We start from the raw sequence: 20,872 nt of genomic DNA, 5'->3' as shown, positions 1-20,872 counted from the left end.
AGGATGGCCGATCGTGCGGGTCTACCTGGGTTCCGATCACGCCGGTTTCGAGCTCAAGACGCACCTGGTCGCACACCTGACCGGGTTGGGCCACGAGGCGATCGACGTCGGTCCCGCCTCATACGACGCCCAGGACGACTACCCGCCGTTCTGCGTGGAGGCCGCCCGGCGCACCCTGGCCGACCCGGGCAGCCTCGGTGTCGTGCTCGGCGGCTCCGGCAACGGCGAGCAGATCGCGGCCAACAAGGTGCCCGGGATCCGGTGCGCGCTCGCGTGGAGCGTCGAGACCGCCACCCTCGGCCGCCAGCACAACGACGCCCAGGTCGTGGCGGTCGGGGCCCGGATGCACACCCTGGACGAGGCCGCCGAGATCGTCGCCGCGTTCGTCGCGACGCCGTTCTCCGGTGAGCCGCGCCACCAGCGGCGGATCGACCTGCTCGCCGAGTACGAGCGCACCGGCGTGCCGCCTGCGCTGCCGCCCGAGCAGGTTCCCGCACCCACGACCACCAACTGATGCCCGAAGGCCACACCCTCCACCGGCTCGCCGACCTGCACCGCCTCCGCTTCGCGGGCCGGCCGGTCGCCGTGTCCAGCCCCCAGGGGCGGTTCGCGGCGAGCGCGGCGCTGGTCGACGGGCGCGTCCTGGAACGCACGGACGCGCACGGCAAGCACCTGTTCCACCACTACGGCCCCGACCTCGTGGTGCACGTCCACCTCGGGCTGTACGGGAAGTTCAGCGACGAGCCGCTGCCGGGCGGGGAGCCGGTGGGCCAGGTGCGGATGCGGATGGTGGGGGCCACGCACTACGCCGACCTGCGCGGGGCACCGGCCTGCGAGCTCGTCACCGACGCCGAGGCCGCGGCCGTGCGCGCCCGCCTCGGAGAGGACCCGCTGCGCACCGATGCCGACCCCGACCGTGCGTGGGCCCGGATCTCGCGTTCGCGTGCGCCGCTCGCCACCCTGCTCATGGACCAGTCCGTGATCGCGGGCGTCGGGAACGTCTACCGCGCCGAGGTGCTGTTCCGGCACGGTCTCGACCCGCAGCTGCCGGGGCGGGAGCTGCGCCGGGAGCAGTGGGACGCGGTCTGGGCGGATCTGGTGGACCTGCTCGCCGAGGGTTACCGCAGGGGTGTGATCGAGACGCTGCGGCCGGAGCACGCCGAGCTGTCCGACGGCCCGGTGGACGCGAGCGGCAAGCGCGTCTACGTCTACCGCCGCACCGGGGAGCCGTGCCTGCTGTGCGGCACCCCGGTCGCGCACGCCGAGCACGCGGCCCGGAACCTGTTCTGGTGCCCGACCTGCCAGTCGAAGCGCCGCAAGCGCGTCAGCCGAGCACGACGGGCAGCGCGACCAGCCCGTTCATGAGCAGCCCCGGGTTGCGGGCCGGTTCGCCTGCCGGGTCGGCGAGCCGCAGCCGGGGGAAGCGGTTGATCAGCGTGCCCAGCGCGATTCGTCCCTCGAGGCGGGCGAGCGGCGCTCCGAGGCAGTGGTGCAGGCCGTGGCCGAACGCCATGTGGGCGTTCGAGGGCCGGGTGATGTCGAGCCGGTCGGGCTCGGGGAAGCGTGACGGGTCGCGGTTGGCAGCGAGCAGGGCCGGCAGCACGATCTCGCCCGCGGGGATCGTCACCCCGCCCACGTCGATGGGTGCGGCCGCCACCGCCGGGATCGTCACCTGGACCGGGCCGTCGTAGCGCAGCAGCTCCTCGACGGCTGCGGGGAGCCGATCGGGTTCGGCCCGCAGCAGCGCGAGCTGGTCGGGATTGCGGAGCAGGGCGTACGTGCCGGAGACGATGAGGTTGACGGTGGTCTCGTGCCCGGCAACGAGCAGCAGGAACACCATCGACGTCAGCTCGTCCACGGAGAGCCGGTCGCCGCCCTCGTGCACCGCGATCAGTGCGGAGAGCAGGTCGTCGCCGGGGTCGGCGCGCTTCGCGCCGATCAGCTCCCGCACGTAGCCGACCATGCTGCGGGCCGCGTCGACGTAGACCTCCGGCGGGTGCACCGTCCCATTGACGGTGACCGACGACCAGCGCCGGAAGTCGGCGCGGTCGCCCGGCGGGATGCCGAGCAGCTCGGTGATCACGGTGATCGGCAGCGGGAACCCGAACCCGTCGACGAGGTCCACCGGGCCGTCGCCCTCGCCCTCCAGCGCGTCGAGCAGTGCGTCGGTGATCTCCTGCACGCGCGGGGCGAGCGCCTCGATGCGGCGGACGGTGAACGCGGCGGTCACCAGGCGGCGCAGCCGGGTGTGGTCGGGCGGGTTCGTGCCGAGCAGGTGGGTGTTCATCGCCGCGTTGAGATCGGGCGGCATCGCGTCCATGTGCGGCCCGCCGCCCTCGATCTTGACCAGGGCCGGGTGCGCGAGCAGCTCGCGGGCCTCGGCGTACCCGGTGACCACCCACGCCGGGACGCCGGTGAACAGCATGACCTTCTGCACCGGACCGGTGGTCGCGAGCTCGGCGAAGGCGGCGTGCCGGGCGGGGCCCGTGGTCTCGGTGAACGGCGACGGCGTGGTCGATGTGGTCATCGTCCCGACGCTAGCCCTCGGAGTGTCAGCAAGGTGGCTTTGCTGGCACTGCGCTGAGACCGCCGCTCGTCAACAACGTGGCGAGGGCCTCCGGAGCGGTGACCATCGCGTCGTGGCCGGCGCCGAGGGCGTCGAGGCGCCATGTCGGGTCGGTGCGGGCCGCGTCGGCGAACCCGGCGAAGCTGTCCCCGCCGGGCTTCACCGTGCAATGGATGTACCGGCGGGGCAGCTCGGGCACCGGATCCGCGGGAAGCGGGTCGCGCAGCGCGCCGACCGGGAACGGGCGCAGCCGCGGGCGGACCCAGTCCCGATCGGCGGCCGCGGTGAGGCCCCAGCCGTCCATGGCGGTATCCGGGTCGAGCACGATCCGCCCCGACCCGTCGACGAGCCCGAGGAAGAGCTCGCGCCGTGCGGCCGGCAGCAGGTCGAACACGGACTGCCCCGGCGCCGGGACGAAGGCGTCGAGGTACACGAGCTCGCGGAGGCGGTCCGGGCACCGCTGCGCCACCCCGGTGATCACGGCGCCGCCCGAGCTGTGCCCCACGAGGACGACATCGCGCAGGTCGTCCAGCTCGAGCACGGCGACCACGTCCGCCACGTGGTCGGCGAGCCCGGTGTCCGGGCGGGCGAGGTGGGCCCGGTCACCGAGACCGGTCAGCGTCGGGCAGTGGACGTCGTACCCGGGGAGCAGCGGCGCGACCCGTCGCCAGCACCAGCCACCGTGCCAGCCTCCGTGCACCAGGACGAAGACCGTCATCGCACCTCCCCGTCATCGCAGCCTCACCGGCAGCACGGCGAACCCGTTCATCGGGAATCCGGGGGTCCGGACGGTCTCGGCGTACGGCGCCTCGTGCTGCATGCGCCCATCCCACGCCCTCCGGGCGTCGTGTGCATCGGTACCCGCTGCCCACATTCGGAACGAGGAACGGATCGTGCCGCATTGGTTCGTATTGTTCCTGGCATGACGACCTCCCAGCCGGTGCTCGGCCGCCGCGCGCTGAACCGCGCCTTCCTCGAGCGCCAGCTGCTACTGCGGCGGGCGGACCTGGCCGTGCCGGACGCGGTGGCCCACCTCGTGGGTGTGCAGGCGCAGGTGCCGAACGCGCCCTACCCGGACCTCTGGTCGCGGGTGGCCGCGTTCGACCCGCACGACCTCGGGCGCCGCGTCGCCGAGCTCTCGCTGGTCCGGATGCCGTCGTTGCGCGCCACCATCCACCTGACGACCGTCGAGGACGCCCTCGCGCTCCCGCCGATCGTCGCGGCGCTGCACCGCCGCGTGTTCCAGGGCAGCGAGTACGGCCGTGACCTGGCCGGCCTGGACGTCGACGAGGTCGTCGCCGCCGGCCTGGAGCTGCTGCGCGACCGGCCGCTGACCGTCACGGAGCTGGGCCGCGAGCTCGCGGAGCGCTACCCGGGCCGGAAGCCGACGCCGCTCGGTGCCGCCGTGCAGTACGGCGCACCGCTCCTGCAGCTGCCGCCCCGCGGGGTCTGGGGCGAGACCGGGCGGGCCCGGCTGGCGCCCTTGGACGCGGTGCTCGGCCGACCCGTCGGAACCGCCGCCTCTGCCGAGTGGCTCGTGCTGCGCTACCTGCGTGCGTTCGGCCCGGCGAGCACGGCCGACATCCGCGCGTTCACCGGCGTCGGCGGCATCCGGGAGGTGGTGGAGCGGCTGGACCTGCGCCGGTTCGCCGACGAGCGCGGCCGCACCCTGTACGACGTCGCCGACGGGCCGCTGCCCGACCCGGACACGCCCGCGCCCCCGCGGTTCCTCGGCGAGTTCGACAACGCGTTGCTCGGCCACGACGACCGCACCCGCATCCTCGCCACCGAGCACCGGTCACAGGTGCTGCTCAAGCCGGTGCGGCCACTCCTGGTGGACGGGATGGCGGCCGGGCTGTGGACCTCGGGACCCGACGGGTTGGCCGTACGCCCGCTCGCCCCGCTCGCCGACGCCGACGCGGCCGACGTGGTGGCCGAGGGCGAGCGGATGCTGGCCGCGCTCTGGCCCGCGGCCGAACGCGAGGTGCGGATCGAGGCGCCCCTCTAGCCGTCGAGCACGGCGGGGTCGAGCCGGGCGAGCCGCTCGGGGTCGGTGAGGATGTCGAGCGCGATGACCCGGCCGTCGGACACGGTGAACGCCGCCACCGAGACGATCCGGCCCTCCGTGAGCCCGACGGCCCCCACCGACCCGTTGACCAGCGCGAGCCGGCCCAGCTCGGCCGCCCGCGCGAACGTCATCGCGCCACGGGCGACCGCCTCCCGGCCCTGGACCACCGAGCTCGGGCGCAGCGTCCCACCGTCGGCGCGCACCACGACGTCCGGCGCGAGTAGGGAGACGAGCGTCTCGAGATCGCCCCCCCGTGCCGCGGTGAGGAACGCCTCGACGACGGCGCGCTGGGCGCCGAGGTCCGCGTCCGCTCCCGGACGCGCACCGCGCACGCGGCGGCGCGCCCGGCTGGCCAGCTGGCGGGTGGCGGTCTCACTGCGGTCGAGCACGGCGGCGATCTCGTCGAACGGCACGGCGAACATGTCGTGCAGCACGAACGCGAGGCGCTCGGCGGGGCCCAGCGTCTCGAGCACGACGAGGAGCGCGAGCCCGACCGAGTCGGCGAGCAGCGCCTCCTGCTCGGGGTCGGACGACTCGATGGGCGCCAGGACCGGGTCGGGGACGTGCGCGTCGAGCGGCTCCTCGCGGTGCCGGGTGCGCAGGACGTTCAGGCAGATGCGCGCGACGACCGTGGTGAGCCACCCGCCCACGTTGTCCACGGCCGCGGTGTCGGCCCGGGTGACGCGCAGCCACGCCTCCTGGACCGCGTCCTCGGCCTCGGCGCGCGATCCCAGCATCCGGTACGCCACCGCGTGCAGATGAGGCCGGTGCTCCTCGAACCGCACCGTCAGGAAGTCCTGCTCGTCCACCTGTCACATCCCTCCGTCGCCGGGTGTCAGAGCACTGACCCACCGAGGGACGCAGATGTGACAGGAGAAGACCCATGCGTATGACCAACCCGGCGTTCGTGCTCCCGGACGCGATGAAGGGCATCCAGTACCTGCTGAAGGCGGCGAGGCAGGGCGGAGTACCGCAGCGCACGCTCGAGCTGGTCGGCCTGCGGGTCAGCCAGATCAACGGCTGCGCCGCGTGCGTGCAGGGACACGTCCGCGAGGCCAGGAAGGCGGGTGAGAGCGACGAGCGGCTGACGGCCGTGGCCGTGTGGTGGGAGGCGCCGTACTTCGACGCCGCCGAACGCGCCGCGTTGCGGCTGGCGGAAGCGGTGACCCGCACCGCCGACCGGTCCGCGGCCGCCGAGGCCGTGCCGGACGAGGTCTGGGACGAGGCGGCAGACCACTACGACGAGAAGCAGCTCGCGGCGCTCCTCGTCATGGTCGGCACGCTGAACCTCTTCAACCGCATCAACGTGACGGTGCGGGAGCGCGCCGACGCGCCGAGCTGGGAGGCCGCCTGAAAATGACCGCGTGAGTGGATACGAGTGCTCCGGCACCCGTACCCACTCACGGGTTCAGAAGTCGCCGAATCCCCCGTCGAAGCCGCCGCCGGCGTCGAACCCGCCGTCGTCGAAGCCGCCCTGGTCGCCCATGTCGGCGCCGACGTCACCCTGCGCGTCGTCGGCGCCGCCGTCGGCGGAGGCCGCGCCGTCGGAGAACCCGTCGGCGTAGGCCACGCCGGCCATGCCGGAGAACATGGCGCTGAACAGCAGCGCCGACCCCACACCCCACGCACCGGCCACGAGGGCGGGCTTCCACCACGGCTCGGAGTACCAGCCCTGCGGGACCGGCCGCCCCGCCACCACGCCGCCCGGGTAATAGTGCTGGTTGCGGCCCGACGGCGCAGGCGATGCGCTGTAGGAGTGGCCCTCCACCTCCACGTCGCGCTCCTCGCTGACGGCGCCGGCGCGCTGCTGGCCGGGGAGCGGGGGCAGCTCGGGACCGGGGTCGATCCCCATCGCGGTGCGGGCGGCGCGCACGTAGTAGAGGCCCTCGTGGGCGGTCTCGATGACCTGCCGCGCCTGAACGGTGCTGCGCGCCTGCTCCATCTGCGAGCCGGCAGCGTTGTACCGCTCCGCGGCGTCGGCGAGCGCCTGCCTGGACGCTTCGTCCGTGCCGACGAGGTTGAGCACCTGGCCGCCGAGCCGCTCCACCCACCGCCGGGCCTCGGACTTGGCGTCCTCCAGCTCGCGGGCCTGGGCCGCGCTGCGCTGGCGGATCAGCCACCAGGCGCCACCCACGATCAGGGCGATGACCAGGATGGTCAGGACCGTGCCCACTTGAACCACTCCTCATCGGGAACCGTCACACCGTCAACGCAGGTGGGGTCGGCGGCGTTCCAATAGGCTCCCCAGCCGTGGCCGACTCCAAGCCGATCGAGTGCTGGATGACCGATATGGACGGTGTGCTCGTGCACGAGGGGCGGCTGATCCCCGGTGCCGACGAGTTCATCACCCGCCTGCGCGACACCGGCAGGCCGTTCCTCGTGCTCACCAACAACTCGATCTACACCCCGCGGGACCTGCAGTTCCGGCTGCGGAACAGCGGGATCGACCTGCCCGTCGAGTCGATCTGGACGTCGGCGCTCGCCACGGCGAGCTTCCTCGACGACCAGCGGCCGCAGGGCAGCGCCTACGTCGTGGGCGAGGCCGGGCTCACCACGGCGCTGCACGAGATCGGCTACGTGCTCACCGACAACGCGCCCGACTACGTGGTGCTCGGGGAGACGCGCACGTACAGCTTCGAGGCGGTGACCACGGCGATCCGCCTGATCAAGGGTGGTGCGCGGTGGGTGGCCACCAACCCGGACCCGACCGGCCCGTCGCCCGACGGGGTCCTGCCGGCGACCGGTGCCGTGGCCGCGCTGATCAGCCGGGCCACCGGGGTGGATCCCTACTTCATCGGCAAGCCGAACTCGCTGATGATGCGGGCGGCGCTGAACCGGCTGGAGGCCCACTCCGAGACGACGGTGATGGTCGGCGACCGGATGGACACCGACATCATCGCGGGCCTCGAGGCCGGGATGCGCACCGTGCTGGTGCTGACCGGGATCACCCAGGCGGAGGAGGTCGAGCGCTACCCGTACCGGCCCAACCGCGTGGTGGCATCGATCGCCGACCTCGTGGGCGAGATCTAGGGCGGGGCACCGTCCCGACCTCGTGGCCGGATCCGCGCCACGCGGGCACGTCGGTGCGGATCCGGGGCCGGTCGAGGAGGGGATTTCTCCGGCCGGGCGCGGCGCCGGGGACGCGCGCGGGCCCAGCGCTCCGCGCGGGGCCCGTGGTCAACCCCACCCCCGCGGATCCACTCGCGGCACGCCGACGGCGTGTTACTCATCGGTCGGCGCGGCGCGCGTGGCCGAGAATGACAGTGGTGTCATTTAGCATCGAGCCATGGACACGACGATCACGACCGGATGGTGGATGTGCACCGGGTGCGGCGTCGAGGCCGAGCTGCCTGTCGGTGCCACGGCAGGCTGCGAGGTCCCCTGCCCGGACTGCGCGGAGGCGATGACCGAGAGCTGGCGGTGGGAGGCCGTGGCCGCGTAGGCGGCCGAACCTCCCGGCCGCGGCTCGCGGCCGCTGAGCGGTACTACGAGAGGTCGAGCTCGTAGTCCTGTCCCACCAGGTCGACGCCGAAGCTGTGGTGCGGCGCCTCGGCCACGAGCCGGAAGCCGACGGCGAGGTAGATCCGGCGGGCGGCGGTGAGCACGTCGTTCGTCCAGAGCCGCATGCGCTCGTAGCCCGCCTCGCGGGCGAAGGCCACGCAGGCGTCCACGAGTTGCGTGCCGACGCCGTGCCCGCGGGCGTCCGGGTGCACCAGCAGGATCCGCAGCTTCGCCGTGCCCGGCTCGTCGCCGGCCACGCAGAAGACGCAACCCACGCGCCTGCCGTCGAGCTCCGCGATCCACGCCCGCTCCCGGACGGGGTCGTGGCTCTCGCCGAAGTCGGCCACGATCCGGGCCACGAGCGCCTCGAACGAGCTGTCCCAGCCGAACTCCTCCGCGTACTGCTCGCCGTGCGCGAGCACGACCCAGCCGAGGTCGCCCGGCTGCCCGAGCTCGCGGATCCGCACGTCGCCCATCGGTACCCTCCAACTACTGAAACGAGTGTTTCAGTGCAGACTGTCGCCATGGGCGCCGATCCGCAAGTCCCTTCCGCGCGCCGGGAGGAGCTGCTGGAGCTGGCGTACGCCTACGTGCTCCGCACCGGAATGGCCGCCATGTCGCTGCGTCCGCTCGCGGAGGCCGTCGGGTCGAGCCCGCGCGTGCTGCTGTACCTGTTCGGTTCCAAGGACGGCCTGGTGCGGGCGCTGCTCGGCCGATCGCGGACCGAGGAGCTCGCGCTGCTCGCGCAGGTGCGGGCGCAGGGCGGCGGGCCGGCCGAGGTCGTCGGGCGCCTCTGGGAGTGGCTGGCCGCCCCGCAGCGGCGTGACCTGCTGCGCCTGTGGGCGGAGGGTTACGCCCGCTCCCTCGTGGAACCGGACGGGCCGTGGGCAGGCTTCGCCGCGCAAGGTGTGCACGACTGGATCGAGGTCCTCGGCGAGGTGCTCGGCCCGGCGGGCGACCCGACGGCGGTGCTGGCGATGCTCCGCGGTGCCTTGCTCGACCTGCTGGCCACCGGCGACGTCGAGCGCACCACGGCCGCCGTCCGGCAGCAGACGGCCGGTCTCTCAGCCGGGTAGCAGCGCCGGCTCCGGAGAGGACTCGAGGAAGGGCGTCAGCAGGCCGGGGACGGCGGTGGCCGCGAACGTCAGGCCGTCGTGCGATCCCGCGTCCGACACCGCGTACGCGCCCTCGCCCGCGGCGGTCGTCGCGATCACGGTGACCAGCCCGGCGCGCCGCTGGAATACCGACTGGCGGAACGTCCAGCCGATGATGCCGCCGCGCTGCAGGGCCACCGTCGAACGCCGGACGCTGCCGCTGCGGACCACCAGGTACCGCTCGCCGAGACCGTGGCCGAGGCTGCGGTACTCGTCGAGCGCCAGTACGACGGCGACCGGCACGAGTACGAGCGCGCTGATCCACGCGACGTGCAGCAACACGTCGGTGAACAGGACACCGAGGATCACCAGGAGGGCCTCGACCACGGCGACGGAGCCGAGCGCCCACCGCAGTCGCCTCCCGCGCGCGGCCACGGGATGCCCGACCAGCTGGACCGCCTCGAGCGGGGACTCGGACTCGCGCAGCACCTCGGCCGCGACCCGTCGCGCGACCGCGACCGGGGCGGCGGGTAGCAGGGTGCGGCGGTCGGACTTGTCGTCGTCGCTTCCCGCGGCCGCCATCCCGGTGGCCACCGCGTCGACGCGGGCCGCCCCGGCGAGCCGCACGCCGAGCGGCTCGACGAGCTCGACGCCGCGCAGCCGCGCCTCCTCGATCGAGATCGAGCGGGTGGTGAACAGGCCCCGGCGCACCCGCAGCGTGCCCGGCTCTCGTTCCAGCCGGTGGTGCCACCACATCTCGACCCAGAGCCCGAGCGAGGCGACCGCACCGACCACGAGCGCCACCGCGGCGAGGACCGCGATCACCACCACGACGGGCACGCCGCGGAACTGGCTCCCGACCCAGCCGATCACGGTGGACCGGAGGCCGAACCACTCCGACACCTGGAGCACGCCGCCGAAGGCGCTCGCGCCGAGCAGCGGCACGATGAACGACACCGGCGCATAGCGGATCCAGCGCGGATCGAGCACGGCGAGCGCCCCGTCCGTCGCCGCGGGCGGGTGCGCCCGGTCCAGCAGCTCGCGCCGCAGCGCGTCGCCGACCTCGGCCGGCACGGGCCGGAGCACCACCGACCCCTCGTCCGCCCCGGACTGCTCGCCGGTTCCGATCCGCACGGCGACGAGCCCGAACGCGCGCAGCAGCGGGTCGGCCGTGATGTCGACGGTCCGGATCCGGTCGCGCTGCAGCGACCGGTGCTTGCTGACCAGGACGCCGCTGCGTAGCTCGAAACGCCCCGGCGTCAGCCGGTAACGCGTGCGGCGCCAGCGGACGTACTCGACGGCGCTGCCGCCGGCCACGAGCAGGGCCCCGACCGGCAGCAGCAGGAGCGCGGCGGTGCCGGCCGAGCTCGCGCCTGCGATCCCGATGCCGATGGGGACCCCGGCCGTGATCGACATGCCCGCCACGACCAGCGCGGTGACCGCGACGGTGCGCCGGTCCAGCGCCGTCCAGCCGGTCACGTCGCATCCCCCGGCGTGGCCTGCGTGGTGGCCGTGAGGCGTTCGGCCAGCTCGGCGGCCACCTCGTGGTCGAGGCCCTCGATCTTCAGCGCCCCCTTCGCCGACGCCGTCGTGACGGTGACGGTCGCGAGCCCGAAGCGCTGCTCGAGCGGTCCGCGCTGCGTGTCGACGGTCTGGATCCGCGACATCGGCGCCACCCGCCACTCCTGCCAGAAGTAGCCCGAGCGCGTGTAGACGGCGGCGTCGGTGACCTCCCAGCGGTGCAGGCGGTACCACCACCGCGGGAGCGCCAGCGTCAGCGGCGTCCCCGCGAGCACGAGGACGACGGCGGCCGACAGCAGCCAGAGCGCCGCGGGCGGGATCAGCAGGGCAGCCAGCACGAGCGCGACCACCGGCACGGCGAACAGCAGGGCGAGGGACGTGCGCCACCAGCTGACCGCCCGCGGGTCGACGGGGTTGCGCGGTGGCCGGAGCCGGAGCTCTCCGCTTCGTGCGGTCGTCGTGGTCACGTCGCCCCCCTTTGCCATGCGATCGCGGCGGGCCGCCCGCCGACCGTCCGCGAGGTCGTTCGGACGATCACGGTGGAGATCCTGCCGACCGACGACCGCAGCCGGGCGTCGTGGCTCGCCGATGTCGCGTTCTTCATCCGGGCGATGTCCGACGAGCGGATGGCCGCGGTGGTGTCCCGGCTGCCTCGAGCCGGCGTTCCTGGGATCCTCGACCGGATGGAGGTCGTGGTCCGACCGGGCGCAGCGCTGTGGCTCTTCCTCCCGCCCCGCCGGAGGCGCCCCGAGATCGTGGTGCCCTACGACGGCAGCTCCTCGCTTGGACACGTCGTGCAGGCGCTCGGCATCCCACTGACCGAGGTGCAGCCGCCGGTGGTCGACGGCACGCGCTCCGGGCGACTCCACGACGGCGCGGTGATCGAGCTCGCCCCGCCTCCGCGCCCGCAGCCCCTGCCGGACGGTGCCCGCTTCCTGCTCGACGTCCACCTCGGATCGCTCGCCCGGCGGCTGCGCCTGCTCGGGATCGACACCGCGTACGAGAACGAGGCCGACGACGCCGACCTCGTCGAGCGGGCCGGCCGGGAGCACCGGGTCCTGCTCACGCAGGACCGGGGTCTGCTCATGCGGCGCGCGCTGCGGGCGGGTGCCTACGTCCGCGGGGCCGGTGCGGACGCGCAGCTGGCCGACGTGCTGGACCGCTTCGCGCCGCGGCTCGCTCCGTGGACGCGCTGCTCGGCGTGCAACGGCGAGCTGGCCGATGTGCCCAAGGCAGAGGTCGCCGACCGGCTGGAGCCGGGCACCCTGCGGTGCTACGAGCGGTTCTCCCGGTGCCGGTCCTGCGGGCGGGTGTTCTGGCGCGGCGCGCACGGGCGGCGCCTCGACGCGATCGTCGCGGAGGCCCTCAGGACGCGCCCATCATGACGGTCATGACGTCGTTCGTGTTCAACGTGACCTTCGACTGCACCGACCCGCGCCGGGTCGCCGCGTTCTGGGCGGGGGTCACCGGTTACGAGGTGACCGAGGAACGGCCCGACTTCGTGCGGCTGCGCGCCAACGACCCGCGCGGCGTCCGCCACCTGCTCTTCTTCCGGGTGCCGGAGCCCAAGGCGGGCAAGAACCGGGTGCACGTCGACCTCGCCACCCGCGACCCGGAAGCCGAGATCGCCCGGCTCGTCGCCCTCGGGGCCACCCGGGACGAACACCGTTCCGGGAACGGGACCAGCTGGACGGTCATGCGCGATCCCGAGGGCAACGAGTTCTGCATCGGCTAGGGCTGGAAGCGGAAGGTGCTCGGCTCGCCCGCGGCGATCGCCCGCAGGTGTTCGGGGGCGTTGGTGAGCTCGTGCAGGCTCCGGCCGGCGCGCATCCCGGCCGCCACCTCCGCCTCGACGCGCTCGATCTCCTCCGCCTGGTCCACCGCAGCCGCGATCCGCTCGGGCGGGGCGATGAGCAGGCCGTCGTCGTCGCCGAACACGAGGTCACCCGGGCTCACCTCGACCCCGCCGAACGTCACCGGCTCCCCGACGACCGCGGGCCCGAGCGCCGGTCCCGCAGCCGGAGTCGTGCCGCGGGCGTACACGGGCAGCCCCACGCGGCGGATCCCGCGCAGGTCGCGGCAGTACCCGTCGACGACGATCCCCGCGAGCCCGCGCCGGCGGCCCTCGGTGGCGAACAGCTCTCCGGACGCGGCGAGCGGGCGGCCGTCGGTGGCCACCACGAGCACGGTGCCCGGCTCCGCCCGGCCGATCGCGTCGATCATGCCGAGCAGGTCGCCGTCGGCGCGGACGGTGAGAGCGACGCCCACCAGCGTGACGTCCGCGACCAGCGCGTGGATCGCCGGATCGCACACCGGCAGGGTCTTGTCGGCGTCCGAGAGCGACGAGACCTGCAGCCGCGAGAGCCGCGTGACCAGCTCGTCCATCACTCCACCTCCAGGAATCGTTCGAGCGCGGCCAGCGCCTCCTCCGGCCGCTCCTCCACCAGGAAGTGCCCGGCGTCCAGCGCCACCCCGTGCACGTCGGTCGCGTGCTCGCGCCACACGGCCACCGGGTTGTCCGGGCCGCGCCCGACGACACCCCGGGTGCCCCACATCGCGAGCAGCGGCGCCTCGACGCGACGTCCGCTGTCGGCGCGGTCGTGCTCCAGGTCGACCGAAGCGCCAGCCCGGTAGTCCTCCAGCATGGCGTGGCGCGCGTCCGGGTCGGCGAAGACGCGCTCGTACTCGGCCACCGCCTCCGGCGCGAACGTGTCGAGCACGCCGCCCCACGTTCCCAGCAGCCGGTGCAGGTAGCCGACGGGGTCCCCGGCGATGAGCCGCTCCGGCAGGTCGTAGGGCTGGATGAAGAAGAACCAGTGGTAGTAGGCCGTGGCCAGCCTGCGGTCGACGTGGGTGTAGACGTGCAGGGTCGGCAGGATGTCGAGCACGGCCAGCCGCGTGACGGCGTGCGGCGAGTCGAGGGCCATCCGGTGGGTGACGCGCGCGCCGCGGTCGTGCCCGACCACCGCGAAGCGCTCGTGCCCGAGCGAGCGCATCAGCGCCACCTGGTCGGCCGCCATGGCGCGGAACGAGTAGCTCGCGTGGTCGTCGCCGGACGGCGGGCGGCTGGAGTCGCCGTATCCGCGCAGGTCGGCGGCCACCACTGTGTGCCGCTGTGCCAGGGCGGGCGCCACCTGGTGCCACATCGCCGACGTCTGGGGGAACCCGTGCAGCAGCAGCACCGGCGGCCCGGTGCCGCCGTGCACGGCGTTGATCGTCGCCTCGCCGGTGTCGACCCTGACCCGCTCGAACCCCTCGAACATGATTCGGAACGTACCGGCTACGCGAGGTCGTGCCCGGTCGTGCTGTCGACGTGATCGGGGATCTCGCCGTCGTGCCGGTCGCCGGTGGTGGAGGTGCCGCTCGGCTCGAGCATCAGGATGGAGCCGCCGGGGGAGGAGGGCTTGTGCTCGGTGCCCTTCGGCACGACGAACGTGTCGCCCCGGTGCAGCACGACCGTCCGCTCGGTCCCGTCGGCCTCCCGGAGCGCGACGTCGAAGCGTCCGTCGAGGACGAGGAAGAACTCGTCGGTGTCCTCGTGCACGTGCCAGACGTGCTCGCCCTTCGTATGGGCGATGCGCACGTCGTAGTCGTTCATCCGGGCCACGATCCGGGGGCTGTACACGTCGTCGAAGGAGGCCAGCGCGGTGGTCAGGTTGACCGGGTCGGTCGTCGTCATGCCCCGATCGTCGCCCGCGGTGCCTTGCACCGGCTTGTACGAACGTGACGATGTGTGCGGTCGGTGGAGTTCGGGAAACCTCTCTTCAGCCCGGCCGGCGGATCGCCCCCCTCACGGTCCGCCGGCCGAGTCCCAGGGTCGAACCCGATCGCCGCGGCGCGGCGCGGGTGTCTACCTTCGGGCGGTGGATCAACGAACGGCCGCACCGTCCATCCGAGCCATGGCCGATCTGGCCACCCCTATGTCGATCCGGGTTGCGGCGACACTCAGCCTGGTGGAGCGCTCGGGGAGCGCGGGCGCGACCGCGGAGCAGCTCGCCGCCGAGACCGGAACCGCCGCCCCGGCCTTGCGGCGCCTGCTCGAGCACCTGGTCGCGATCGGCGTCTTCGACCGCGACACGGAGTCCGGCCGTTACCGACCCACGGAACTCGGCGCCCAGATGAGCGAGGACGCCCCGGAAGGGATCAAGCCCCTGCTCGACATCAACTGCGCCGGTGGGCGGGCCGAACTCGGCTTCGTCGAGCTGCTCGGGACGCTCACCACCGGCACTCCGGGTTACGTGCAGCGGTACGGGCGCGGCTTCTGGGAGGACCTCGATGCCGTCCCGGAGCTGCGGCGCTCCTTCGACGCGCAGATGCACTGGCGGTTCCAGGTGCAGGCGGCGCAGATCGCCGAACGCTTCGCCTGGGGCCGCTTCTCCGAGATCGTCGACGTCGGCGGCGGGGACGGCATGGTGCTCGCAGCGATCCTGCACGCCCATCCCGGTGTTCGCGGCCAGGTGGTGGACCTGCCCCCGACGGCGACCGCCGCGTCGGAGCGGTTCGCGGCCGCCGGACTCCGTAACCGGGCGTCCGCCGTCTCCGGCAGCTTCTTCGACCCCTTGCCCGAGGGGGCCGACGCATATCTCCTGTCCGACATCCTGCACGACTGGGACGACGACCACGCCCGAAAGATCCTCGCCCGCTGCCGGCGCGCCGCCGGCCCCGACGGCACCGTGGTGGTGATCGAGAGCGCCGGGGCGGCCGGCACCGCGATGGACCTGTTCATGCTGATGTGCTTCGCCGGCCGGGAACGGACGGTCGACGAGCTCGCCGAGCTGGCCGCCGAATGCGGACTCGTGCTCCGCGGCACGGCACCGGTGGCGGACGGGCGGACGGTACTGGAGTTCGGGAGCGGCCCGGAAGATCATCCGGACCGGTCCTGACATGGTCGGGGTGGCGGGATTTGAACCCACGGCCCCTCGCTCCCAAAGCGAGTGCGCTACCAAGCTGCGCCACACCCCGTCGGGCAGAGTCTAAGCGGCGCCTTCGGCACCAGGACACCGGATACCGGGTGGCTTCGAGCACGTGCGGGTGGTCGGGTAGCCTCGGGAACATGCGGGCGTAGCTCAATGGTAGAGCCCCAGTCTTCCAAACTGGCTACGCGGGTTCGATTCCCGTCGCCCGCTCCACGCCGCTGACCAGCGGAAACGGCCGCCACTTCCGATCATCGGAGCGGCGGCCGTTGCCGTTCGCGCCAGATCCGTGCCAGGTCAGTCCTCCGTCGGGCCCTCCGCAGCGGCTTCCTCGCCAGCCGCGCGTGCTTCTCGGATCATCAGGTCGAGCGCTTCCGCGATCCTCCGATCACGCTCGCTCGTGGCGTGCTGGTAGATCATCGCTGCCCGCGTGCTGCCGTGACCGATCCTCGCCATGATCTCCTTCAGCGTGGCCCCTGTCTGGGCCGCGAGCGTTCCCCCGGTGTGGCGCAGATCGTGCAGATGCATTTCCGGGTTCGCGCCCGAGGCCTTGAGCGCTCGCTTCCAGATCCGATTGAATGAGCTACGACGCGGCGTCGCCCCGTGGGCCCGGTGAACAGGCGGCCGTCCGGTCCATCTTCCGGTACGGCGCGGGGTGCTCACGGATCTCCGGGAGGATCGCCGCCGGCAGCGCCACCTTCCGCTTGCCGGCTTCCGACTTCGGGTCCTTCAATTGGCGGGCTCCGCTGTTCAGTTCCGCGAGTGCCCTCGCGACCTGGAGTATGGGTGGGCACGGTCTACTGACGGTCGGTGGTTCGGTTGTCGACCCGTTTGGGCGTTGACCGTTGACCGGACAGCTTGCAGCGGCGCGAACGTCAAATGATGTACTGGCCGAGTGGTGCTCGCCGAGGTGGGGATGAGCATCTTCAGCCCGATCGGACGGCCGCCGCCCCCAACCGTCGTCCCGTCCGGGAGGTCGTTCTCACCGAGCACGCCACGCCGCGGGGACGAGGAGGACGGCGCATGGGACTCGGGACAGGCGGCTACGGATACTTCCGCGAGGTCTACCACTCGCTGCTCGATCACGGTGAGCGCCTCGATGAACGCCGCGGGTTCCTCGACGGCGTGACCGAGGCGGCCGCGGTGTGGCTCTCCGAGCTGGAGCCTCTCCGGCGGCGCGAGCGCCTGCCCGCTCGGGGCCACTACACCGTCGAGGACGAGCAGCTGCAGCGCATCCGGGAGATGTACGCCCTGAGCCGGATCAGCGACCACCTCCTCGAGAAGGCCTGCCCGCAGGGGTCGGTGCCGCCCGAGTTCGGGACGGCCGGAGGGAGACGGTTCGACCGGCCGGCGTCCACAGCGCGCACCGACTTCCTCACCCGAATCGGCCTCACGCCGTTCGAGCACAGCGGATCGTTCTCCCCGTTCCACCACGAGATCTTCGCCGTCGTGGCGGACGACAGTGCGACGACCGCGACCGTCGAGGATGTGCTGTGGCCCGGCCACTGGTACGGCGATCTGCTGTTCTCCCGCGCCGGGGTCCGGGTGCGCGCGCCGGGCCACCTCATCGACCCGGTCACGGCGACCACCTCCACGCTGTACTTCACCTTCAGCCGTCACCCCCGCGGCACCAACGATCTTTCGCACGGCTGGGGCGGGAACTCCCAGTGGGGAACGGCGTTTCCGCGCTTCTACTCGGACGCGGAGGGGCTGCACCTCAACTGGGACGGCGACACCGACATCGGCACCGACGCGCCGGTGCCGCGAGTCGGCCGTCCCAGCCCGGATGCCGAGCGGTCGCTGCAGCGGCGCAGGGAGTTGCTGCTGCACCGGTGCTTCGTGCGCACGCCGCTCCCACCCGACGAGCACGACTGGTTCCCGCACGACACCCGGATGAGCGTCTCCACGACGACATGGCCGCTCCCGGAGGGCGTGATCACTCACCCGTCGTGGCGCTCATGAAGCCCGGCCGGCGGAGGCGGCCCGTACGGGGACGACCTACTCGCGGAATCGGGTCAGACGCTCGCTCAGGACCCGGTCGAGCGCCGCCCGTCCCGCCGGGCCCCACGCCGGCTTGCCGCCGGGCAGGCCGCGGTCCCCGTTCTGGCCCATCAGCATCAGGAAGAGGCTCTTCAGCGCGGCCAGCCCACGGGCGCGCCGGACCGTCGCCTCGTCAGCCTCTCCATACGCGGCGAAGAAGCGTGCGGCCGCGCCCTCCGGCAGCAGCACCCAGGCGGCCGCCAGGTCCGACGCCGGGTCGCCGACGGACAGCTCGCCGAAGTCGACAACTCCCGCCAGCGTCCCGTCCGCGACGACGACGTTCGCGGGATGCAGGTCGCCGTGCACCCACACCGGCGGGCTCTCCCACGCGGGGGCCGCGACGGCGTCGTCCCAGATGGACCGGACGTCCGCGGCGTCGGAGCCGATCGCGTCAGCGTCGAGGGAGTCGAAGAAGTGGTCGAAGCCGCCCGCGCAGTCCTTGGGATGCGCGGCGAAGCCCCCACCAACCGGTGCGTCGGCGGGCGCTGTCACGTGCAGCGCCCGGAGGAACGCCGCCAGGGTGTCGGCAGCGTGCTCGCCGCGGGTGATCGACTCGTGGTCCAGCGGCAGGCCCGGCACCCACGTCACGACCGTCCAGAGCTTGCGGAAACGCTCGGAGGGCGCACCACTCCGCACCGGGACGGGGATCGGCAGCGGCAGGCGTGGGGCGAGCACCGGCAGCCACCGGCGCTCCTTGAGCTGGCGATCGGGGTCGGTCTCCATGCGCTGGATCCGCACGGCCAGCTCGTCCCCGAGGCGCCACATCTGATTGCCCCAGCCACCCTCCACCTCACGGAGGGGCAGCTCGGCCAGGTCCGGATGCTGGTCCCGCAGCAGGTCGCGGACGAGACCCGCGGTGATCTCGGTCTCGATCTCGGTCATGCCGTCCAACGAGGCCACCCACCCGGCAACATCAACCACGCGGTGATCATCACCGCCGAACCGGGCTCAGCCTAGGGGTCGGAGTTCAGGCAACTAATCGCGCGATCGCCACCGTCGCTGAGCGCGGTTGGCCGGCGATCAGGCGCGCCAATTCGCGCCCGACACTCCGGGGGACGGGTGCGGCGGGCCCGGGTTCCAGCTCACGGCGCTTGCCCACTCCTGCGCGCGGGCGGTGATCTCGGCGATCAACGTGCCTTTCGCGGCCGCGTAAGCGTTCATGTCCGGCCAGTCGCGTGTGGCGAGCTCGCGCTTGAGACTCGCATACGCCTCGCGATCGGCCTTGTCGTGGCGCAGCCAGTCGCGGAAGAGCAGGTGGCGACGTTCCCATTCGCTGCCCTCGGCGCAGATGTGCACATGGACACCCCGGTCGACGGTGCGCACCATTCGATGGCCCGGCTGGCGGACGCGCAGGTGGTAGCCGGCCCGTTCGAGGGCAGGCAGGTAGGACCCCTCGTCCTCCACATCGGGCACGCTCAGGTCGATGTCGACGATGGGCTTCGCGGCCAGACCTGGCACGGAGGTCGAACCGATGTGGTCGACGCGGCGCGCCACGGCGCCCAGCGCGGCAACGATGCGATCGCGTTCGTTGACGAACCTCGCGGACCAGGTCACGTCGTAGGCGACGACTCTGATGTCACGCTTTTCTTGGCCGCCGATCAACTCGTAGTCGTCGCTCATGTAGTCCAGTGTGACGTGACGGGTTTTCGCGGGCAGTTACCGCTTGCGAGCCCCACCGCACCTCGTCTCACGTGGACGTATGCCGGAGGTTCCGCGACGCCCCCCGAACCGGGGAAGACCCCCTGTCACGAGAAGCTCGTCACCAGGCCGTGGCGGCCTCGGAGGCCGGGCGGTCAGCGACCGTCCGCTTCCTCGTCCTGCTCGTCGTGCCACCCGCGCGGCGTCGGGTGGTAGCCGTAGGCCGCAGCACGAACGTCCTCCTCGTCCTCGAGGCCGGACCCGATGGCGCCGCCGACCGTCGCCATCGAGCTGATGATCCAGGCCAGGGTGAGGTAGTCGCGCAGGCCGACGGGGTGCCCGAGGTTCTGTTCGAGCACGGAGGCGTCGATCAGCAGCGCCGCGGCGCCGACGGTCCCCACGAACAGCACGGCGTACGACACCAGCGCCGCCAGGCCGAGCGTGATCACCGTGCCCAGGTTGAACAGGCGGGCGAGCTCGGCCGAGGTGTCCGGCGACGGCTTCTCCCAGAGGTGGTGGGCGACCACGAGCCAGCCGACCAAGGCAGCGAGGGACAGCAGCATGATCACCGTCAGCCGCAGCCCGTCGAGGGCGTCGCCCATCTGCCAGATGGAGGACGTGGCCAGCGAGAAGGCCGCCGTCCCGAACGCTCCCACCAGCAGCTTGGACATCCCCAGCAGCGCCCGGCCGGGCCGGTTGGCCCGGACCATGCCGGCGACCAGGCGCAGCCGACCGGTCACCCGGGACGCGACGAACCCGACCTCGCCGTCGTCGGTCTCGTCGTCGACGAACCGGCGGATGGGCGCAACGTCCTCGACCATCCGCGCCGCCTGCTCGTCCGCCATCGGCCGGCCGGACCGCCCGTCGGCGGCGAGCAGGCCTTCGACCAAGCCGGCGACGGCGACACGCCCAGCGCGCAGCTGCCCGAGGCCGAGTGCGGGCAACGAGACGACACCGACCCGGCGTCGCGCCGAGCAGTGCGCAACGAGCGGCACCCGCTGGGCGTGCAGGGGCAGGTCGGTCAGGCACACCGCGAGGTCCCACCCGCACCCCTCCCGACGCCGGGCCACATCGTCGAGAAGCGCGTCCGCACCCCCGTCACGCCGAGGGGCAACCACGCCCCACCCCGATCGGACCTCCCAGCGCACGTCTCCATCGACCCGAGCGGCGAGCAGCCCCGGAAGCTCCCGCGTGAGCCGCTCGGCGACCCGTGCAGGCTGGTCGGGCGGCGTCGCGACGAGGCCGACGGTGACAACCCCTCGCTCCGGACCCACCTCCGGCGCCTGCCCCCGCATCTGCGCGTCGTCGGTCATCGGCAACTCCCCGGGGCATGATTCGCGGTCACGGCGGAACGGGAGAGTGCCCCACGCCGCGTCCACTGAACCGCCGGGTCGGCCGCGCTCCTTCGCGATCGCTTCGCGAGGACTGGACGGCGGCGCCTGAGTCTGCGGGAGACGAAAATGGAAGGAGACAAACCCCTCCCGTTTTCAACGTATAACACGCCCCTGGCCTTGCGGCAAGACCCCATTCT

Annotated in this window: 25 protein-coding genes and 2 tRNA genes; 12 read left to right on the top strand and 15 right to left on the bottom strand. The window is 72.9% G+C overall.

Annotation, left to right across the window (positions count from 1 at the left end; translation table 11 throughout):
* Window positions 1–13 precede the first annotated feature (13 nt).
* Together FB388_RS26845 and FB388_RS26840 are read left to right on the top strand one after the other, a co-directional pair.
* Window positions 14–514 (top strand): ribose-5-phosphate isomerase, encoded by a 501-nt coding sequence (locus tag FB388_RS26845; RefSeq protein WP_142104916.1) that lies wholly within the window; start codon window positions 14–16, stop codon window positions 512–514.
* Entirely contained in the window at window positions 514–1,365 is an 852-nt protein-coding gene (locus FB388_RS26840) for an Fpg/Nei family DNA glycosylase (RefSeq protein ID WP_142104915.1), read from the top strand. The genes FB388_RS26845 and FB388_RS26840 overlap by 1 nt, the downstream gene beginning before the upstream one ends.
* Here FB388_RS26840 and FB388_RS26835 read toward each other — a convergent pair.
* The gene (locus FB388_RS26835) at window positions 1,325–2,527 is read right to left on the bottom strand and encodes a cytochrome P450 family protein (RefSeq protein ID WP_142104914.1); all 1,203 of its coding nucleotides are present in this window, start codon (window positions 2,525–2,527) and stop codon (window positions 1,325–1,327) included. The two genes, FB388_RS26840 and FB388_RS26835, sit on opposite strands and share 41 nt — an antisense overlap.
* A gap of 25 nt (window positions 2,528–2,552) precedes the next feature.
* Entirely contained in the window at window positions 2,553–3,284 is a 732-nt protein-coding gene (locus tag FB388_RS26830) for an alpha/beta fold hydrolase (RefSeq protein ID WP_142104913.1), read from the bottom strand.
* A 204-nt stretch (window positions 3,285–3,488) separates the two neighbouring features.
* Here FB388_RS26830 and FB388_RS26825 point away from each other — a divergent pair, with 204 nt between their 5' ends.
* Window positions 3,489–4,574 carry a winged helix DNA-binding domain-containing protein gene (locus FB388_RS26825; RefSeq protein ID WP_142104912.1) on the top strand — a complete coding sequence of 362 codons (1,086 nt, stop codon included), beginning with the start codon at window positions 3,489–3,491 and terminating at the stop codon, window positions 4,572–4,574.
* Here FB388_RS26825 and FB388_RS26820 read toward each other — a convergent pair.
* Complete coding sequence (locus FB388_RS26820) at window positions 4,571–5,443, bottom strand: sigma-70 family RNA polymerase sigma factor (RefSeq protein WP_142104911.1); 873 nt, start codon at window positions 5,441–5,443, stop codon at window positions 4,571–4,573. The two genes, FB388_RS26825 and FB388_RS26820, sit on opposite strands and share 4 nt — an antisense overlap.
* 74 nt (window positions 5,444–5,517) lie before the next feature.
* Between FB388_RS26820 and FB388_RS26815 the strand changes: the two genes are divergently transcribed.
* The gene (locus tag FB388_RS26815; protein WP_425468573.1) at window positions 5,518–5,988 is read left to right on the top strand and encodes a carboxymuconolactone decarboxylase family protein; all 471 of its coding nucleotides are present in this window, start codon (window positions 5,518–5,520) and stop codon (window positions 5,986–5,988) included.
* A 54-nt stretch (window positions 5,989–6,042) separates the two neighbouring features.
* On the opposite strand, the gene FB388_RS26810 is transcribed toward FB388_RS26815, so the two are convergent.
* Entirely contained in the window at window positions 6,043–6,807 is a 765-nt protein-coding gene (locus FB388_RS26810; protein ID WP_142104910.1) for a hypothetical protein, read from the bottom strand.
* A gap of 107 nt (window positions 6,808–6,914) precedes the next feature.
* Between FB388_RS26810 and FB388_RS26805 the strand changes: the two genes are divergently transcribed.
* Window positions 6,915–7,664 (top strand): HAD-IIA family hydrolase, encoded by a 750-nt coding sequence (locus FB388_RS26805; RefSeq protein ID WP_211362354.1) that lies wholly within the window; start codon window positions 6,915–6,917, stop codon window positions 7,662–7,664.
* A 256-nt stretch (window positions 7,665–7,920) separates the two neighbouring features.
* Window positions 7,921–8,076 (top strand): hypothetical protein, encoded by a 156-nt coding sequence (locus FB388_RS39630; protein ID WP_170225843.1) that lies wholly within the window; start codon window positions 7,921–7,923, stop codon window positions 8,074–8,076.
* Window positions 8,077–8,119: 43 nt separating this feature from the next.
* On the opposite strand, the gene FB388_RS26795 is transcribed toward FB388_RS39630, so the two are convergent.
* On the bottom strand, window positions 8,120–8,611 hold the full coding sequence (locus FB388_RS26795) for a GNAT family N-acetyltransferase (RefSeq protein ID WP_142104907.1): 492 nt from the start codon (window positions 8,609–8,611) through the stop codon (window positions 8,120–8,122).
* A gap of 48 nt (window positions 8,612–8,659) precedes the next feature.
* Here FB388_RS26795 and FB388_RS26790 point away from each other — a divergent pair, with 48 nt between their 5' ends.
* Entirely contained in the window at window positions 8,660–9,211 is a 552-nt protein-coding gene (locus FB388_RS26790; RefSeq protein ID WP_142104906.1) for a TetR family transcriptional regulator, read from the top strand.
* Here FB388_RS26790 and FB388_RS26785 read toward each other — a convergent pair.
* Window positions 9,200–10,708, bottom strand: coding sequence for a PH domain-containing protein (locus FB388_RS26785; protein ID WP_246122435.1), 1,509 nt, complete (start codon window positions 10,706–10,708; stop codon window positions 9,200–9,202). The genes FB388_RS26790 and FB388_RS26785 overlap by 12 nt on opposite strands.
* Window positions 10,705–11,235 carry a PH domain-containing protein gene (locus FB388_RS26780; protein ID WP_142104905.1) on the bottom strand — a complete coding sequence of 177 codons (531 nt, stop codon included), beginning with the start codon at window positions 11,233–11,235 and terminating at the stop codon, window positions 10,705–10,707. Before FB388_RS26780 ends, FB388_RS26785 begins: the two co-directional genes overlap by 4 nt.
* 54 nt (window positions 11,236–11,289) lie before the next feature.
* Between FB388_RS26780 and FB388_RS26775 the strand changes: the two genes are divergently transcribed.
* Both FB388_RS26775 and FB388_RS26770 read left to right on the top strand, forming a co-directional pair.
* Window positions 11,290–12,135 carry a Mut7-C ubiquitin/RNAse domain-containing protein gene (locus tag FB388_RS26775; protein WP_246122431.1) on the top strand — a complete coding sequence of 282 codons (846 nt, stop codon included), beginning with the start codon at window positions 11,290–11,292 and terminating at the stop codon, window positions 12,133–12,135.
* A gap of 5 nt (window positions 12,136–12,140) precedes the next feature.
* Window positions 12,141–12,485, top strand: a complete 345-nt coding sequence (locus FB388_RS26770; protein ID WP_142104904.1) for a VOC family protein — start codon at window positions 12,141–12,143, stop codon at window positions 12,483–12,485.
* Here the strand turns inward: FB388_RS26770 and FB388_RS26765 are convergent.
* The 3 genes from FB388_RS26765 to FB388_RS26755 are packed head-to-tail and all read right to left on the bottom strand — an operon-like array spanning window position 12,482 to window position 14,429.
* Entirely contained in the window at window positions 12,482–13,135 is a 654-nt protein-coding gene (locus FB388_RS26765; RefSeq protein WP_142104903.1) for an RraA family protein, read from the bottom strand. The two genes, FB388_RS26770 and FB388_RS26765, sit on opposite strands and share 4 nt — an antisense overlap.
* A complete protein-coding gene (locus tag FB388_RS26760; RefSeq protein ID WP_142104902.1) occupies window positions 13,135–14,013 on the bottom strand; it encodes an alpha/beta fold hydrolase in 879 nt (292 codons plus the stop codon). Before FB388_RS26760 ends, FB388_RS26765 begins: the two co-directional genes overlap by 1 nt.
* Window positions 14,014–14,030: 17 nt before the next feature.
* Window positions 14,031–14,429, bottom strand: coding sequence for a cupin domain-containing protein (locus FB388_RS26755; protein ID WP_142104901.1), 399 nt, complete (start codon window positions 14,427–14,429; stop codon window positions 14,031–14,033).
* 220 nt (window positions 14,430–14,649) lie between these two features.
* On the opposite strand from FB388_RS26755, the gene FB388_RS26750 reads away from it, so the two are divergent.
* The gene (locus FB388_RS26750; RefSeq protein ID WP_142106309.1) at window positions 14,650–15,633 is read left to right on the top strand and encodes a methyltransferase; all 984 of its coding nucleotides are present in this window, start codon (window positions 14,650–14,652) and stop codon (window positions 15,631–15,633) included.
* Between the two features lie 2 nt (window positions 15,634–15,635).
* Here FB388_RS26750 and FB388_RS26745 read toward each other — a convergent pair.
* Window positions 15,636–15,712, bottom strand: a tRNA-Pro gene (locus FB388_RS26745).
* A 93-nt stretch (window positions 15,713–15,805) separates the two neighbouring features.
* Between FB388_RS26745 and FB388_RS26740 the strand changes: the two genes are divergently transcribed.
* Window positions 15,806–15,879, top strand: a tRNA-Gly gene (locus tag FB388_RS26740).
* Window positions 15,880–15,960: 81 nt separating this feature from the next.
* Here FB388_RS26740 and FB388_RS26735 read toward each other — a convergent pair.
* Entirely contained in the window at window positions 15,961–16,326 is a 366-nt protein-coding gene (locus tag FB388_RS26735) for a tyrosine-type recombinase/integrase (RefSeq protein WP_142104900.1), read from the bottom strand.
* Between the two features lie 360 nt (window positions 16,327–16,686).
* Between FB388_RS26735 and FB388_RS26730 the strand changes: the two genes are divergently transcribed.
* Entirely contained in the window at window positions 16,687–17,625 is a 939-nt protein-coding gene (locus FB388_RS26730) for a hypothetical protein (RefSeq protein ID WP_142104899.1), read from the top strand.
* 36 nt (window positions 17,626–17,661) lie between these two features.
* Here FB388_RS26730 and FB388_RS26725 read toward each other — a convergent pair whose 3' ends face one another.
* The 3 genes from FB388_RS26725 to FB388_RS26715 form a co-directional block, all read right to left on the bottom strand.
* Window positions 17,662–18,624: an aminoglycoside phosphotransferase family protein gene (locus FB388_RS26725; RefSeq protein WP_246122429.1), complete on the bottom strand. Its 963-nt coding sequence runs from the start codon at window positions 18,622–18,624 to the stop codon at window positions 17,662–17,664.
* A gap of 99 nt (window positions 18,625–18,723) precedes the next feature.
* The gene (locus tag FB388_RS26720) at window positions 18,724–19,323 is read right to left on the bottom strand and encodes a GrpB family protein (protein WP_142104898.1); all 600 of its coding nucleotides are present in this window, start codon (window positions 19,321–19,323) and stop codon (window positions 18,724–18,726) included.
* Window positions 19,324–19,496: 173 nt separating this feature from the next.
* Window positions 19,497–20,654, bottom strand: a complete 1,158-nt coding sequence (locus FB388_RS26715; RefSeq protein ID WP_211362230.1) for a hypothetical protein — start codon at window positions 20,652–20,654, stop codon at window positions 19,497–19,499.
* Window positions 20,655–20,872: the final 218 nt, after the last annotated feature.

Origin of the sequence: Pseudonocardia cypriaca (assembly GCF_006717045.1) — a bacterium.
Classification (GTDB): domain Bacteria; phylum Actinomycetota; class Actinomycetes; order Mycobacteriales; family Pseudonocardiaceae; genus Pseudonocardia; species Pseudonocardia cypriaca.
Note: the sequence above shows the minus strand (reverse complement) of the source record. Positions and strands in the feature narration are given on the sequence as shown.